17 protein-coding genes and 1 tRNA gene are annotated in these 15,041 nt (G+C 43.1%); 16 read left to right on the top strand and 2 right to left on the bottom strand.

Annotation, left to right across the window (positions count from 1 at the left end; translation table 11 throughout):
• Positions 1-44 precede the first annotated feature (44 nt).
• From pabC to FSC11_RS04860, 5 genes are all read left to right on the top strand, one after another.
• Positions 45-857 (top strand): aminodeoxychorismate lyase, encoded by an 813-nt coding sequence (gene pabC, locus FSC11_RS04840; protein ID WP_163165472.1) that lies wholly within the window; start codon positions 45-47, stop codon positions 855-857.
• A 3-nt stretch (positions 858-860) separates the two neighbouring features.
• A complete protein-coding gene (gene mltG / locus FSC11_RS04845) occupies positions 861-1,913 on the top strand; it encodes an endolytic transglycosylase MltG (protein ID WP_163165474.1) in 1,053 nt (350 codons plus the stop codon).
• A gap of 9 nt (positions 1,914-1,922) precedes the next feature.
• Entirely contained in the window at positions 1,923-2,528 is a 606-nt protein-coding gene (gene tmk / locus FSC11_RS04850) for a dTMP kinase (protein WP_163165476.1), read from the top strand.
• 69 nt (positions 2,529-2,597) lie between these two features.
• On the top strand, positions 2,598-3,020 hold the full coding sequence (locus FSC11_RS04855; RefSeq protein WP_163165479.1) for a PaaI family thioesterase: 423 nt from the start codon (positions 2,598-2,600) through the stop codon (positions 3,018-3,020).
• A gap of 165 nt (positions 3,021-3,185) precedes the next feature.
• On the top strand, positions 3,186-3,371 hold the full coding sequence (locus tag FSC11_RS04860; RefSeq protein WP_163165481.1) for a hypothetical protein: 186 nt from the start codon (positions 3,186-3,188) through the stop codon (positions 3,369-3,371).
• Between the two features lie 47 nt (positions 3,372-3,418).
• Here FSC11_RS04860 and nadB read toward each other — a convergent pair whose 3' ends face one another.
• Entirely contained in the window at positions 3,419-5,062 is a 1,644-nt protein-coding gene (nadB, locus tag FSC11_RS04865; protein ID WP_163167718.1) for an L-aspartate oxidase, read from the bottom strand.
• A 228-nt stretch (positions 5,063-5,290) separates the two neighbouring features.
• On the opposite strand from nadB, the gene FSC11_RS04870 reads away from it, so the two are divergent.
• From FSC11_RS04870 to FSC11_RS04920, 11 genes are all read left to right on the top strand, one after another.
• A complete protein-coding gene (locus FSC11_RS04870) occupies positions 5,291-6,676 on the top strand; it encodes a Do family serine endopeptidase (RefSeq protein WP_004892260.1) in 1,386 nt (461 codons plus the stop codon).
• 122 nt (positions 6,677-6,798) lie between these two features.
• Positions 6,799-7,254 carry an acyl-CoA thioesterase gene (locus FSC11_RS04875; protein WP_264821155.1) on the top strand — a complete coding sequence of 152 codons (456 nt, stop codon included), beginning with the start codon at positions 6,799-6,801 and terminating at the stop codon, positions 7,252-7,254.
• A 235-nt stretch (positions 7,255-7,489) separates the two neighbouring features.
• Positions 7,490-9,307 carry a translation elongation factor 4 gene (gene lepA, locus FSC11_RS04880; protein WP_163165486.1) on the top strand — a complete coding sequence of 606 codons (1,818 nt, stop codon included), beginning with the start codon at positions 7,490-7,492 and terminating at the stop codon, positions 9,305-9,307.
• 20 nt (positions 9,308-9,327) lie between these two features.
• Positions 9,328-10,155, top strand: coding sequence for a signal peptidase I (lepB, locus tag FSC11_RS04885; RefSeq protein WP_163165488.1), 828 nt, complete (start codon positions 9,328-9,330; stop codon positions 10,153-10,155).
• Between the two features lie 27 nt (positions 10,156-10,182).
• Positions 10,183-10,554: a DUF4845 domain-containing protein gene (locus FSC11_RS04890; protein WP_163165490.1), complete on the top strand. Its 372-nt coding sequence runs from the start codon at positions 10,183-10,185 to the stop codon at positions 10,552-10,554.
• Positions 10,526-11,224 carry a ribonuclease III gene (rnc, locus tag FSC11_RS04895; protein WP_004815197.1) on the top strand — a complete coding sequence of 233 codons (699 nt, stop codon included), beginning with the start codon at positions 10,526-10,528 and terminating at the stop codon, positions 11,222-11,224. The genes FSC11_RS04890 and rnc overlap by 29 nt, the downstream gene beginning before the upstream one ends.
• Complete coding sequence (gene era, locus FSC11_RS04900; RefSeq protein ID WP_163165492.1) at positions 11,224-12,252, top strand: GTPase Era; 1,029 nt, start codon at positions 11,224-11,226, stop codon at positions 12,250-12,252. Before rnc ends, era begins: the two co-directional genes overlap by 1 nt.
• 17 nt (positions 12,253-12,269) lie before the next feature.
• Positions 12,270-12,467 carry an NF038104 family lipoprotein gene (locus FSC11_RS04905; protein ID WP_163165494.1) on the top strand — a complete coding sequence of 66 codons (198 nt, stop codon included), beginning with the start codon at positions 12,270-12,272 and terminating at the stop codon, positions 12,465-12,467.
• Between the two features lie 11 nt (positions 12,468-12,478).
• The gene (gene recO / locus FSC11_RS04910) at positions 12,479-13,189 is read left to right on the top strand and encodes a DNA repair protein RecO (RefSeq protein ID WP_076753836.1); all 711 of its coding nucleotides are present in this window, start codon (positions 12,479-12,481) and stop codon (positions 13,187-13,189) included.
• A gap of 13 nt (positions 13,190-13,202) precedes the next feature.
• Positions 13,203-13,928: a pyridoxine 5'-phosphate synthase gene (pdxJ, locus tag FSC11_RS04915; protein ID WP_163165496.1), complete on the top strand. Its 726-nt coding sequence runs from the start codon at positions 13,203-13,205 to the stop codon at positions 13,926-13,928.
• A gap of 12 nt (positions 13,929-13,940) precedes the next feature.
• A complete protein-coding gene (locus FSC11_RS04920; RefSeq protein WP_163165498.1) occupies positions 13,941-14,594 on the top strand; it encodes a MiaE family protein in 654 nt (217 codons plus the stop codon).
• 343 nt (positions 14,595-14,937) lie between these two features.
• Here FSC11_RS04920 and FSC11_RS04925 read toward each other — a convergent pair.
• Positions 14,938-15,013: transfer RNA gene (locus FSC11_RS04925), tRNA-Asn, on the bottom strand.
• Between the last annotated feature and the right edge of the window lie 28 nt (positions 15,014-15,041).

The following is a 15,041-nucleotide window of genomic DNA, read 5'->3' on the forward strand; positions in this document are numbered from 1 at the left end:
TATAGCTTTGCATACCGTGACATCGACCTGAGAGGTGGGAAATCATGCTGTGTTTTAAAAATGCACAACAAGTCAATCAGATAGATTTGCTTGATCGCGCCTTTCATTATGGCGATGGCTGCTTTACTACAGCCCGAATTCGCAATAACCGTATTGAACTGCAGGAACGGCATTTATCACGCCTGCATATAAGTAGTCAGAAAATGCAGCTACAAGCGGACTTAAGCCTGATTGATGTAACCTTAGAAAAATTACGTGAATTAACTTCTAGCTTAAACGGCACCTTGAAAATTATTCTGAGTCGGGGCATTGGCCAGCGCGGCTATAGCTTGCCAGACCATCCAGCAGATGTTTGGCTGTATTACTATCCGCAAATGCTTCCTGAGCATCACTTTGAGCAGATTGAAAGTGGTGTCCTAAATACTGCACTTGGTCTGTGTATGCCGCAATTAGTTGGGTTAAAAACACTGAATCGTTTAGAGCAGGTCATGCTCAAACAGGAAGCAGATCAGCAGGGTTGGAGTGAAGCACTGGTTTGTGATGTGCAGGGTGAAATTGTTGAAGGGGTGAGCAGTAATTGTTTTTTAAGGATAAACAACACGTGGATTACTCCGGAACTTCGCTATAATGGTGTTACCGGGGTAATGCGTGCCGAGATTCTGGAACGTATGTTGCAGCAAGGCATTATTTGTGAACAGCGCAGTCTGGATTTGAATGAAATTTCTTCTATTCAGAGTCTATTCTTCTGCAATGCACTGAGCCCTATGAAAATTGTTACTCAATTTGAACAAAAAACACTGGATACAGAAGTCTGTATTGAGTTATTTCATCGTCTTCATTTACATCAGATCATTTAAAATATGTCCGCCAGCAAATCCACACGAAAAAAGAAAAATAAAGCGAAATCAGCTTTTCCACTTAAAGGTGTATTGGTCGTTGTCCTGGGTCTTGTATTGATCTTGGCCGTGATTCTCAAAAGCAGCCTGTTTAGAGATTATCCGGTTGAAGGTAAAAAACAGATGCTGGCGATCAGTGCTGGGGATACCTATTCTGGCTTTATTGACCGTCTGGCGAAAGAAGGTCATGTCAGCTTTCCGATCCTTTTGAAAGTTTATCAGCGCTTCATCATTCATGACACGATGAAAGCAGGTGTTTATGAAGTACGCGATGGCATGAGTATCTGTCAGGTGCTGGAAATGATTTCCAATTCGGAAAATGCCCAGATGAACCGTATTCTGGTGATTGAAGGTACCACTTTCAAACAGCTGATCGATATTTTAAAGAAAGATGATTTAGTCACGAAAGAAGTAGTAAATCTGCCAACTGATCAATTGTTGAAAGAGTTAAATATTCCGTTTGATCATCCTGAGGGTTTATTTGCACCGAATACCTATTTCTTTGCCAAAGGTGAAACCGACCGTAAGATTCTGACAGATTTGTATCGTCATCAGATGCAGTCTTTAGATGAGGCTTGGAAAAACCGTGCCAGTGATTTGCCTTATCAGAATAAATACGAAGCACTGATTATGGCCTCGATTATTGAAAAAGAAACCAGTCTGGACAGCGAACTGGAGCAGGTGTCTGGTGTATTTGTACGCCGTCTGAAAATGGGGATGCGTTTGCAAACCGATCCAACTGTAATTTATGGCATGGGCGATAAATATCAAGGCAATATTACCCGTCAGGATCTGCGCACACCGACAGCATATAACACCTATACCATTTCAGGCTTGCCGCCAACACCAATTGCCCTGCCGAGCAAAAAAGCGATTGAAGCAGCGATGCATCCAGATAATTCACAAAATATTTACTTTGTTGCAACGGGTAATGGTGGGCATAAGTTCAGTACGAATCTACAAGATCACAATAGAGCAGTGCAGGAATATCTCACTGTTTTACGTTCAAAAAATTAAGGAGTGAGCATGTTTATCAGCTTTGAAGGCACTGAAGGTGTAGGGAAAACCACGCTCATTCGTCGTATCTATGATGATTTTGTTGCACAGGGCAAAGAAGTGGTGTTGACCCGTGAACCGGGTGGCACGCCAATGGCTGAACAAATCCGTTCCCTATTGCTGACGGTGAATCATGAAGAAGCCATGTGTAATGACACTGAGCTGTTATTGATGTATGCCGCAAGAGCCCAGCATTTAGCACAGGTAATTCTGCCTGCGCTTGAGGCAGGTAAGATAGTCCTGTGTGACCGTTTTACTGATGCCAGTTTTGCTTATCAATGTGCAGGGCGTGGACTCAGTGAAGCCAAGCTGAATTTGCTGAATGATAATTTTGTGAAACGTATGCCAGATGTCACTTTCTGGCTGGATGCGCCAATTGAACTAGGCATGAACCGTGCCCGTGAACGTGGTGCGCTGGATCGTTTTGAACAAGAGAAAGTCTCTTTCTTTGAGAAAGTAAGAAGCGGTTATGAAACTTTGTGGCAGCGTCATCCGCAACGTATGAAGCGTCTCGATGCGACTCAAGCTCCAAAGCAGGTTTTTGCTCAAGCCATGGCAGAATTACAGGTGGTCTGAGCAGTCAGATTAAAACCAGTTCAATTCTTTAAAAATCTTCTATATTGTTTTCAATATGGAAGATTTTTTATGAAAAGTACACTTGAACAGATTCAGCAGTTTTTAGAAGTAGAATTTCCACAAAGCCTTGAGCATTGTGAGGTCATGGATATACAGCCTCAAACCTCAACTGTTCGTTACCGTGTGAGTGATAGTCAGCTGCGCCCGGGTGGCACGATTTCTGGGCCAACCATAATGACGATCGCAGACTTTGGTTTGTATGTCGCAATTTTAGGAGAGATTGGTCTGGTGGGGTTGGCTGTCACCACCAATATCAATATTAATTTTTTGCGTAAGCCGGATGGACAACGTGATCTGATTGGAAAATGTCGCCTGATGAAAGTTGGAAAAGCGCTTATTGTCGGGGAAGTTTGGGTCTATTCAGAAAGTATAGAAGAACCTGTCGCACATGTCACCGGAACTTATTCGATTCCGCTTAAATCAGTATCTTAATCACATAAAATAAAAGAACTATATTTTTTTCATAATGATAAAAATTAATAAATTCAATTGGTTGTGTTTTAATTGTTATTTATGCAGCTGATTTTGAAACGGCGATACAAAAGCTGGCCCTGCGCAAATAATGAGGCACAATTGACCGGAAGATTGGAAAGGTCAATGGCAACCGTAGATCATAAAATGGACAGCTATTTCAGCAGAAGCTGTATTCACTTGCGGGAAAAATTGCTAGAGAGACTTAATGAGCATTATTCACATCAGACTGCACGCCGTAGTTGTGCTTATATTCAAGTGATGAGTTCAGATCTATCTAAAAATCTTGAAAGCTGCAATCAAGATATGTAGCAAATAAAAAACCGGATCATGAGATCCGGTTTTTTACACTTAAGTATTTAAACTTCTGCTGCATTCACCAATGGTTGTTCCACTTTAAAACTTGGTGGAATCAGTACGGTTTTGCGTAACTCAGGTAACTGTTCCGGATAGTCCAAGGTATAGTGCAGACCACGGGATTCTTTACGTTGCATGGCACAGCGCACAATCATCTCCGATACCAGCACCAGATTACGCAGTTCTATCAGGTTTTTGCTGACCTGATAATCCTGATAATATTCGGTAATTTCTTTTTTCAGCATTTCAATCCGGTGTAAGGCACGTTCCAGACGCTTGGTGGTACGGACAATGCCTACATAGTTCCACATGGTCTGACGCAGCTCATCCCAGTTTTGCAGAATCACTACATCTTCATCCGGATTCGTTACCTGGGAATCATCCCAAGCTGGGACTTCAGGTACGGATTGATCCGCTTTAAAATTTTCCTGAATATGCTTGGCTGCACTCATGCCATACACAAAGCATTCCAGCAGTGAATTACTGGCCATACGATTCGCGCCATGCAGACCGGTATAAGACGTCTCCCCAATAGCATATAGACCAGCAATATCAGTCTGACTATTCTCATCAACCACTACACCGCCACAGGTATAGTGTGCTGCTGGTACGACCGGAATCATTTCCTTGGTGATATCAATTCCCAGCTCTAATAGGCGTGCATACAGCGTCGGGAAGTGCTCTTTAATAAAGCCTTCATCTTTATGGGTAATGTCCAGCCAGACATGACGGATCCCCAGGCGTTTAATTTCATAGTCAATGGCACGCGCCACGATGTCGCGCGGTGCCAGTTCAGCACGTTCATCAAAACGCAGCATGAAACGTTCACCATCCGGTAGACGCAAGTATGCTCCTTCACCACGCATGGCTTCAGTAATCAGGAATGAACGCGCTTGCGGGTGGTATAAACAGGTCGGATGAAACTGGTTAAACTCCATATTGGCGACACGGCAGCCGGCACGATAAGCCATCGCAATACCGTCACCAGTGGCAATATCTGGATTGGAGGTATAAAGATACGCCTTCATTGCACCACCACAGGCTAGGGCAGTAAATGGTGCTAGGAAAGTATGTACCTGTTCGGTGTGTTCATCCAATGCATACAGGCCGAGTGCCCGGTTTTCACCTGCATGACCAAGCTTTTTGGAGCAGATCAGATCAATCGCAATATAATTTTCAAAGATATGAATATTCTGCTTTTCTTGGGCGCGCTGTACCAAAGTAGTGGAAATTGCACGTCCTGTAGCATCTGCTGCGTGAATAATACGGCGCTGAGAATGGCCCCCTTCACGGGTCAAATGCAGTTGTTCCTGTTCATCTAGTGTGAACTGCACGCCATGCTTAAGCAGGAAATCGACTGAAGGCTTGCCCCCTTCAACGGTCTGCTTGACTGCATCCATTTCACACAATTGTGCCCCGGCAATCATGGTGTCATCGATATGCTGCTCGAGAGAATCCATTTCATCAAGTACAGCTGCCACACCCCCCTGGGCATAAAATGTACTCGCATCCGTAAGCGTTGATTTGGCTAAAACTGCAATATTAAAATGTTCTGGTAGAGATAAGGCTAAACTTAAGCCGGCGCCGCCGCTGCCCACAATAATCACATCAAAATGATGTGTCGTGTGTAAATTAGACATGACTATTCAGCTAACTGAAAAAAAGTCCGGCTATCACAGCGCTTTTTTGTACAAAAGGCAAGCATTTATCTACCCATAAATTTATGAAAAAAAGTAATGAAAGCTGAAACTTAAGTCTTTAAAAATGGCATAATATCAGCAAGTAGAATAAGAACATTTCGTTACTTAAATTTTGTATAGTTTATGATAAAACTAATTTAAATAGGTTTATCAGTCATTTGAGTGAATAAATATATGAAAATCTTGGATGTTAAACACGGAATATTTGCAGCAACGTTAACAATGACAGCATTGCAGGCGGGGGCAGCCACTCCAGTTGATTTTTCAAATCTGGTTGCACAAGTCAGTCCGGCAGTGGTGAGTGTCAATGTTGTTAAAAAAATGTCCGAAGAAGAACTATTACAACAACAAATTCCAGATATTTTACGCCGTTTCTTTGGTAATCAGGTCATTATTCCTCAGCCACGTGCACCTCAAGAAAAAACAGGGTATGGCAGCGCCTTCTTTATCAGTAAAGACGGCTATTTGCTGACTAATCACCATGTGATTGAAAATGCATCCAAGGTGACCATTACCTTAAATGACCGTCGTGAAATTGATGCGACAGTTGTAGGTAGCGATGAACGTACTGACGTGGCTTTACTGAAGGTCAATGGTGCAGGTTTCCCGGAATTACGCACGGGAGATGTGGGGCGTTTACGTGTCGGTGAGCCTGTACTCGCCATCGGTTCACCATTTGGTTTTGACTATTCGGCTTCTGCCGGAATTGTCAGCGCCAAGATGCGTAATATGATGGGTGAAACTGCAGTGCCATTCATTCAGACTGACGTAGCTTTAAACCCGGGGAATTCTGGTGGGCCGCTGTTTAACCAGCAGGGTGAAGTAGTCGGGGTGAATTCACGTATCTTTAGTGGAACTGGCGGTTATATGGGCTTGTCATTCTCCATTCCCATTGATGTCGCAATGGAAGTGGCAGACCAGTTGAAACGCAATGGTAAAGTTACCCGTTCTTATCTGGGCGTAAGCTTGCAAGATATTGACCGTAATCTGGCAGAATCTTATAAGCTGTCTAAGCCGGAAGGTTCATTGGTAACCCAGATTGCACCCAACTCGCCAGCGGCCAAAGCAGGCTTACAGGCGGGAGATGTCATTCTTAAATATAACGGGACTGATATTTCTCGGACCAGTGAATTGTTGAATTACTTAAACCGTTCTGCACCAAAACAGCAGATCCAGTTAGAAGTCTTGCGTGATGACAAACGCCGTAATATCAATGCCACTTTAAGTGCAGCACCGGACGATACCCCAGCGAATGCCAGCAATCAGGCGCAACCAAACAAAGGACCAGTCATCGGGGTCACTATTCGTAACCTGACACCAAATGAAATGAGTAGTTTAGATATCAAAGGTGGTGTAGTGATTCAGGATGTGCGTCCAGGTGGAGTTGCGGCACAAGCACGTATTATGCCGAATGATGTGGTGACCAATATTAATGGCAAGACTGTTCTGAACAGCAACCAGTTTGTGGAAACTGTATCTGAATTAAACAAAGGCAGCGTCGCGCGGGTAACACTTATCCGTCAAGGACAGCGCGTGATCGTGGGCATGCGGGTCTCATAAACGCATCATTGGTTGGTAAAAACCGTCTGAACTCAGGCGGTTTTTTTAATATTTGGCAATTTACCATGCAAATAAAATCTGTAGACTCTAAGTCGCTATATGATCTAAAGGATAAGAAACGCGTGAAGGGTATTTTTGATCTGAAGTTAACAGTAAAACCAGAACATATTGATATCTTGGGGCATGTAAATAATGTGGTCTATGTGCAGTGGATGCAGGATGTTGCAACCGCGCATATTGAACAGATCGGTTTGGGTCTAGAGCAGTACCTGGAATTAAAGCATGCCATGGTCGCAGTCGAGCATCATGTGCAATATCGCAAGGCAGCATTTGAAGGTGATGAGCTGATTTTGCGTACTTGGTTAAATGATATCAATGCACTCTATTCATTCCGCCAATATGCCTTCTATCGCCCGGCAGATCAGAACCTAATCTTTAGAGGGAGTACGCAATGGGCCTGTGTGGAAATTGCCACTGGTCGTCCGAAGCGGATGTCACCGACATTTACCCAAGCCTATCAACCCTTATTAGCAGATATCAATCCTTTGGATTTTAGTCAGTTGTATCTGACAGATTAAATATCAACAATGAAGCACACTTAAATGTGGTTGTGTGTATTTAAACGACAATCGCTCTGATGTTGCCAAAACTTGGTCAGAGCGATTTCATGGCAAACAAAGTAGTGGAATGAGCGACGAAAATATAATTCTTTTTCTGTAACTGCATTCTGCTATAATCCTCGGCAATTTCTATTCGGCTTTTGTTGTGCAATCCCTTTATATTGCATGGCGCGTTTTTTTCTCAAGGTAGCCCATGGCGCAAGCTAAAAAATCTGTTGATATTAAAAACATTCGTAACTTCTCGATTATTGCGCATATTGACCACGGTAAATCGACCCTGGCGGATCGATTCATTCAAACCTGTGGTGGTTTGCAGGATCGTGAAATGCAGGCTCAGGTTCTCGATTCTATGGAACTTGAACGCGAACGTGGGATTACCATTAAAGCGGCATCGGTGACCTTGTACTACACACACCCGAATGGCCAGGAATATCAGCTAAACTTCATTGATACTCCGGGACACGTGGACTTCTCGTATGAAGTATCGCGTTCACTTGCTGCGTGTGAAGGTGCATTGCTGGTTGTAGATGCAGCACAGGGTGTAGAAGCACAGTCTGTTGCAAACTGCTATACCGCAATTGAGCAAGGTTTGGAAGTATTGCCAGTTCTGAACAAGATTGACTTGCCGCAGGCTGAACCTGAACGTGTGATTCAGGAAATTGAAGACATCATTGGTATTGAAGCCACTGAAGCACCGACCTGTTCTGCAAAAACAGGCCTGGGTATTGAAGGTGTGCTGGAAACTCTGGTGAATGTGATTCCTGCGCCAAGAGGTGACCGTGATGCACCGCTGCAAGCATTGATTATCGACTCATGGTTTGATAACTACCTGGGCGTTGTGTCTTTAGTTCGTGTGAAACAGGGTCGTGTGCGTAAAGGCGACAAGATGTTGATGAAATCAACTGGTCAGACGCACATCATTACTTCAGTAGGTATCTTCAATCCAAAGCATACCGAAACCGATATTCTTGAAGCGGGTGAAGTAGGTTTTGTGATTGCGGGCATTAAAGACATCTTTGGTGCGCCAGTTGGTGATACGATCACACTTGCCTCTACTCCAGATGTTGAAGTATTGCCAGGTTTCAAGAAGGTAAAACCTCAGGTTTATGCAGGTCTGTTCCCGATTGATGCCAGTGACTTTGAACCTTTCCGTGAAGCGCTGCAAAAATTACAGATTAACGACTCTGCCTTGTTCTTTGAACCTGAAAGTTCAGATGCACTTGGTTTTGGTTTCCGTTGTGGCTTCTTGGGTATGCTGCATATGGAGATCGTACAGGAGCGTTTAGAACGTGAATACGATCTGGATCTGATTTCATCTGCACCGACTGTAATTTATGAAGCGGTGATGAAAAATGGTCAAACGATCTATGTCGACAGTCCATCAAAAATGCCAGACGGTTCAACAGTAGAAGACCTGCGTGAACCGATTGCAGAATGTCATATCTTAGTACCACAAGAATATCTGGGTAATGTGATGACCTTGTGTGTTGAGCGCCGTGGTGTGCAAAAAGACATGAAGTTCATGAGTAATCAGGTTTCAATTACCTTTGAAATTCCAATGGCTGAAGTGGTCATGGATTTCTTCGACAAACTGAAGTCTTGCTCACGCGGTTTTGCCTCACTGGACTATAACTTTGTGCGCTTTGAAAGTTCATCATTGGTTAAAGTTGATGTTCTGATTAATGGTGACAAAGTGGATGCCTTGGCGATGATCTGTCACCGTCAGGATGCACGTCACCGTGGTATTGCCCTGGTTGAAAAAATGAAAGACCTGATTCCACGTCAAATGTTCGATGTCGCGATTCAGGCAGCCATTGGTGCACAAATTATTGCCCGTTCTACTGTAAAAGCGATGCGTAAAAACGTATTGGCGAAGTGTTATGGTGGTGACGTGTCACGTAAGAAAAAACTTCTGTCTAAACAGAAAGAAGGTAAGAAACGTATGAAACAGGTGGGTAGCGTAGAAATCCCACAGGAAGCGTTCTTAGCCGTATTAAAAGTCGAACGCTAAAATAATAAGGATATAAGCCCATGGATTTTGATTTTAATTTAATTCTTGTTCCTGCCACGCTGTTTTTTATTGCAATATGGCTGCTTGATAAGTTTGTTCTGAAACAGCGACAGACCAAAGGCAAGGGCAATGAAAATTTTATCATTACCTGGGCTTATGACTTCTGGCCAGTGCTGACCGTTGTGCTGGTTCTGCGTTCATTCTTATATGAGCCTTTTAATATTCCATCTGATTCCATGGTGCCCACCCTGGAAACAGGTGACTTCATTCTGGTCAATAAATTCGAGTATGGTGTGCGTCTGCCCATCATAAATAGCAAAATTATTGATACTGGAAGTCCAGAACGTGGTGAAGTGGCGGTATTCCGTTATCCACCACAACCTGGTATTAGCTATATTAAACGTATTGTAGGTTTACCGGGTGATCATATTGTCTATGATCATGGTCAATTGATTATTAATGGTGAAAAAGTCACTAAAGTTCCCGTTGAATTTAGCCGTGAAAAAGACCGTTTAGATACGCCTGAATCAATTTATCACAAAGAGACTTTAGGTAAGCATACCTTTACCATGCGTGAGCTTGAAGGGGTAAATGTGGCGCGTCAGGCACCATTTATCAACTTTGTGGAAAATGGTAAATATTCAGGTGAAAATGGTTTATATTGGGAAGTAAAAGTTCCAGAAGGTCAGTACTTTGCGATGGGGGATAATCGTGATCAGAGTGCTGATAGTCGCTTCTGGGGATTTGTTCCGGAAGAAAATTTAACCGGTCGCGCATTCTATGTATGGATGCATAAAGAGCCAGGTTTTAAATTACCTTCGTTTAGCCGAAACGGAACAATTGACTAATTTATTGTTTCAATTGGGAAAATAAAAATGAGACATCAACAAGGTGCATCGTATATTGCAATATTGTTTGCAATTATGGGGTTTGCTTTTCTGGCAAAAATCGCAATTGCGGTATGGGGTCCGTATTTCGATGATCGTCTGGTAGATAGCCAGATTGAGGAGATATTAAAAACAGCTCCTGCAAATATCACGCCGGAGAAATTTAATTCGGAACTGTCTAAGCGTTTAGAGATGAATAACATTCGCGATTTTGACATTAAGCAGAATGTTATTCTCGACAATGCGCAAGCGATGGTCGTAAGAAAGAATTATGAAGTTCGCAAGAATTTTCTAATGAATATCGATTTAGTGATGAAGTTTGAGAAAGAGTTTGATCAAAGCACAGTCAAAGCTAAATGATGAACGTCTTGCCAAGCGGATCGGCTATCAGTTTAAACAGGCTGATTTGCTGAAACTGGCATTGACCCATCGTTCAGTCAGTCATAAACACAACTACGAGCGCCTGGAATTTCTGGGCGATTCGCTTTTAGGGATGATCATTGCCAATTATCTCTTCACTGCTTATCCACACGAAAATGAAGGCCGTTTAACGCGTATGCGTGCGACTCTGGTTCGTCAGGAAGCATTAGGAAAAATCGCCAATGATTTAAAGCTGAGCCAGAATTTAATTCTCAGTACCGGTGAATTGAAATCTGGTGGTCATCATCGTGAGTCTATACTGGCAGATACGGTAGAAGCCATTATTGGTGCGATCTATGTCGATTGCGGTGATCTCACCGTGTTAGAGCCGATTGTGTTAAAATGGTACGAACCGTATTTAGACCATATTGAGCCGACCGATCAGCTTAAAGACCCTAAATCTCGCTTACAAGAGTATTTACAAGCACGTAAGAAACCTCTCCCAGTTTACGAGGTTGTAGATATTCAAGGGGATGCCCCAAACCAGCATTTCAAAGTGGAGTGCCGGATTGAGGACTTACCTATCCTGATCGGCGAGGGTTCAAGTCGCCGTTTTGCTGAACAAGCAGTTGCAGCAGAAATTTTAAAACTATTGGAGCATAAGTCTTAATGACTACTCATTCCGATCACATCGATGCTGATCACGAGTCGCAAAGCGACAGCAATGACTTAATTAGTCAATTTTTTAGCGAACAAGGCACTGAAATCCCTTCGGATTACCGCAGTGGTTTTGTTGCGATTGTTGGTCGTCCAAACGTGGGTAAATCAACCTTGATGAACCATATTTTGGGACAGAAACTTTCGATTACTTCACGTAAGCCACAAACCACACGTCACAAGATTGTGGGCATTGATTCACATGAGAAATCTCAGGCAGTATTTGTGGATACTCCAGGGATGCACAAGAAAGAAGTACGTGCCATCAATAAAATGATGAACCGCGCTGCACACTCTGCACTACGGGATGTAAACCTGGTTTTATTTGTTGTTGATGCAGATAAGTGGACGCCAAACGACGACCTGGTTTTGGAAAAGCTGAAAAATGCGGATATGCCGGTCATTCTGGTGATCAATAAGATTGATACACTAGAAAATAAAAACCATGCATTACCTTTGATTCAAGAACGTGCCAAGCTGATGAACTTTGCTGAAATCGTACCGGTTTCTGCGCTTCGTGGTGCTAACCTTGAGCATCTGCGTACAACGATTGCTAACTATCTGCCGTTCCAGCCACCGTTATATTCACTGGATCAGCTGACTGACCGTTCAGAGCGTTTCCTGGCATCTGAAATTATCCGTGAAAAGATCATGCGTCAGTTGGGCGAAGAGCTGCCATACGACTTAACTGTTCAGATCGAATCCTTTAAAACGGAAGAGCCGACCCTGAATGAGAAAACCGGTCGCATGAAACCGGCATGTACCTATATTGATGCGACGATTTTTGTTGATCGCCCTGGCCAGAAAGCCATTGTGATTGGTGAAAAAGGCTCTAAGTTGAAAAAAATTGGCATGGATGCACGTGTCGATATGGAAAAAATGTTCGAACAGAAAATCATGCTGACACTTTGGGTGAAAGTCAAAGGTGGCTGGTCTGATGATGAACGAGCATTAAAAAGCTTAGGTTATAGCGATATTTAATTTTGCAGGAACGGATCATGATGAAATTGCTGGCAATTACTGCATGTGTTTTATTCTTGCAGGGTTGTATTCATAAAGTTGTGACCGTTCCAGTAAAAGTTGCTTATAAAACTACAAAAGTCGCAGTCAAAGGTACTGCGGCTGTTGTGGGCGCCGCCATTCCGGATGGGGATGACGAAGAAGATGAGAAAAATTCAAAAAAGAATAAAGATTAAAGAAGCAGCCTATGCGTAATGAAGTGCTGCATGGATACCTGATTCATCACCGAAAATATCGTGATCGCAGCCATATTGTGCATTTATTTACCCAGGAATACGGCCGTATCGATGGGATTTTAAGACAGACGCCACCACCACAATATCAGCCAATCAGCTTGCAAGCATCCGGTAAATCTGAACTCAAAAATTTTACTAAACTCGAAATTGTCAATCAGCCTATTTTCTTTTTTGGGGATGCATTCTTTTCAGGATTTTATCTGAACGAGATTCTGCTGCGACTTTGCCCACTCGAAGTAGAAATGCCGCAGACTTATGCCAAATATGGCGAAACTTTAGTGGCTTTACAGCAGCTTTCTACACAAACTGATCCGAATACCTATCTCAAGCAGATCTTGCGCCAGTTTGAGCATGTTTTGCTGGAAGAACTTGGTTATGGTCTGGACTTTTCAGTTGATGCGAATCAGGCAGTTATCGCTCCTCAACAGCATTACTATTTTCAGCTCAATGATGGTTTCATGCCTTCTGCCAAAGCCTCACGTTCAACCCTGTCGGGGCAGCAGATTTTAACTATGTTGAGCTATGAAAACGGTAGGGATTTTAATCCAGAACAGTTACAATTATTGACGAAGCTTTATCGACAGGTCATCACTGCCTTACTTGGTGATCGGCCACTCAAAAGTCGACAATTGTGGATCCAAAATTCTCAATCTCAATCGTAGTTAGGAAAATATTATGGCTGCATTACTTGGTGTCAATATTGACCATGTCGCAACTTTAAGACAAGCACGTGGTACGACGTACCCAGACCCAGTCAATGCTGCATTGATCTGCGAACAGGCGGGTGCAGAGGGCATTACCTTGCATTTACGTGAAGACCGTCGTCATATCCAGGATGATGATGTACGTCGTATGCGTCCGGTATTGACCACGCATATGAATCTGGAAATGGCTGTGACTGATGAAATGGTGGCTTTTGCTAAAGAAATTCAGCCGCAGCATGTCTGTTTCGTGCCTGAAAAACGTCAGGAAGTCACTACTGAAGGCGGTCTGGATGTGGTTGGTCATTTTGAAGATGTAAAGAAGGCTACTCAAGAGCTAACTACGATTGGCTGTGATGTGTCACTATTTATTGATGCTGATTTTGCCCAGATTGATGCTGCGGTCGCGTGTGGTGCACCAACGATTGAAATCCATACCGGTGCTTATGCGGATGCTGAAACACCTGAAGCACAAAAGGCCGAACTAGAGCGTATTATCAAAGGGGCTGAGTATGCAGCTTCTAAAGGTCTGGTGGTGAATGCCGGGCATGGTCTGAATCTGGATAATGTCACTCCAATTGCTGCAATTCCGCAAATTCATGAATTAAACATTGGTCACTCGATTATTGCAGATGCAGTTTTTGTTGGTCTGGCCCAAGCTGTACAACAAATGAAGGCTGCAATTAAAGCTGCACGTTAAGATTAAAAAGTTATGTCGAATATTGATTATGATGAACTCATGAAACCAGTCATTGGTTTTCTGGGTTGTGAAACTCCTAAATCCTGGCTTGATGAAGCCTTACAGAATCTGGAGATCCTGATGCAGGATCATGCCAACTGTGAGAAGAAAGCTGCCAGTACTGCAATGAACCTGATGTTTCGTTATAGTTTTTTCGTAGACTTACAGGTAAAGCTGGCACAGCTGGTACGCGAAGAAATGCTGCACTATGAACAGGTGCTGGAATTCATGAACAAGCGTGGTCAGCAGTGGACTGGTCTCAGTGCAGGACGCTATGCCGGTGGCTTGCGCAAAGAGATCCGCACTTATGAGCCGGAAGCGCTGATTGATGTGTTAGTCATTGGTGCTTTTGTGGAAGCTCGCTCTTGTGAACGTTTTTATGCGCTGGCACCGCATGTTGATGATGAGCTGGGACGTTATTACCGTTACCTGCTCAAGTCAGAATCGCGCCACTTTGAGGACTATCTGGCACTCGCTATGGATGTAGCGAAAACAGCAAAACTGAAAAATCCAAAAGAAGATATTCAGGCGCGTATTGAGCATATTCGTGAAGTAGAAAAGAGTCTGATTCTAAGTCCAGATGAGATGTTCCGCTTCCATAGTGGTGTACCAGTAAAAGCTGCTTAAACCATCCTTAAAAAAATCCTCCAAAATGGGGGATTTTTTATATCTATCGAAAGTATAGCTCAGTGTCTTTTAAGTTTAAAAAATAGCCTAAGCAATTTTAAATTTCTAATAATACTGTGTCGATTGAAAGGCGACTCTACTTAGGGGTATATTAAATATTAATTGTTAAAAAAATGTACGAGTTAAAAATAAAATCCTTCATATCTGATCAGAGTATGTTTATCAATCAGTATCATTCTAGTTTCATGGAGGAGTGAGACGGGGGAGATGAAAAGTTTTGATGCGAGTAAAGATTGGAGCAATAAAAAAGCCCAAGTCTTAAATGCTTGGGCTTTCTTGAATTTGGCTCTCCCACCTGGGCTCGAACCAGGGACCTGCGGATTAACAGTCCGTCGCTCTACCGACTGAGCTATGGGAGAATCTGAATGCGATTATAGAGGGATTTTG

This window comes from Acinetobacter schindleri (assembly GCF_010918895.1).
Lineage (GTDB): Bacteria > Pseudomonadota > Gammaproteobacteria > Pseudomonadales > Moraxellaceae > Acinetobacter > Acinetobacter schindleri.

Coding starts and splice junctions, on each gene's coding strand:
- pabC (WP_163165472.1), top strand. CDS start 45: ATGCTGTGTTTTAAAAATGCACAACAAGTCAATCAGATAGATTTGCTT.
- mltG (WP_163165474.1), top strand. CDS start 861: ATGTCCGCCAGCAAATCCACACGAAAAAAGAAAAATAAAGCGAAATCA.
- tmk (WP_163165476.1), top strand. CDS start 1,923: ATGTTTATCAGCTTTGAAGGCACTGAAGGTGTAGGGAAAACCACGCTC.
- FSC11_RS04855 (WP_163165479.1), top strand. CDS start 2,598: ATGAAAAGTACACTTGAACAGATTCAGCAGTTTTTAGAAGTAGAATTT.
- FSC11_RS04860 (WP_163165481.1), top strand. CDS start 3,186: ATGGCAACCGTAGATCATAAAATGGACAGCTATTTCAGCAGAAGCTGT.
- FSC11_RS04870 (WP_004892260.1), top strand. CDS start 5,291: ATGAAAATCTTGGATGTTAAACACGGAATATTTGCAGCAACGTTAACA.
- lepA (WP_163165486.1), top strand. CDS start 7,490: ATGGCGCAAGCTAAAAAATCTGTTGATATTAAAAACATTCGTAACTTC.
- lepB (WP_163165488.1), top strand. CDS start 9,328: ATGGATTTTGATTTTAATTTAATTCTTGTTCCTGCCACGCTGTTTTTT.
- FSC11_RS04890 (WP_163165490.1), top strand. CDS start 10,183: ATGAGACATCAACAAGGTGCATCGTATATTGCAATATTGTTTGCAATT.
- era (WP_163165492.1), top strand. CDS start 11,224: ATGACTACTCATTCCGATCACATCGATGCTGATCACGAGTCGCAAAGC.
- FSC11_RS04905 (WP_163165494.1), top strand. CDS start 12,270: ATGATGAAATTGCTGGCAATTACTGCATGTGTTTTATTCTTGCAGGGT.
- recO (WP_076753836.1), top strand. CDS start 12,479: ATGCGTAATGAAGTGCTGCATGGATACCTGATTCATCACCGAAAATAT.
- pdxJ (WP_163165496.1), top strand. CDS start 13,203: ATGGCTGCATTACTTGGTGTCAATATTGACCATGTCGCAACTTTAAGA.
- FSC11_RS04920 (WP_163165498.1), top strand. CDS start 13,941: ATGTCGAATATTGATTATGATGAACTCATGAAACCAGTCATTGGTTTT.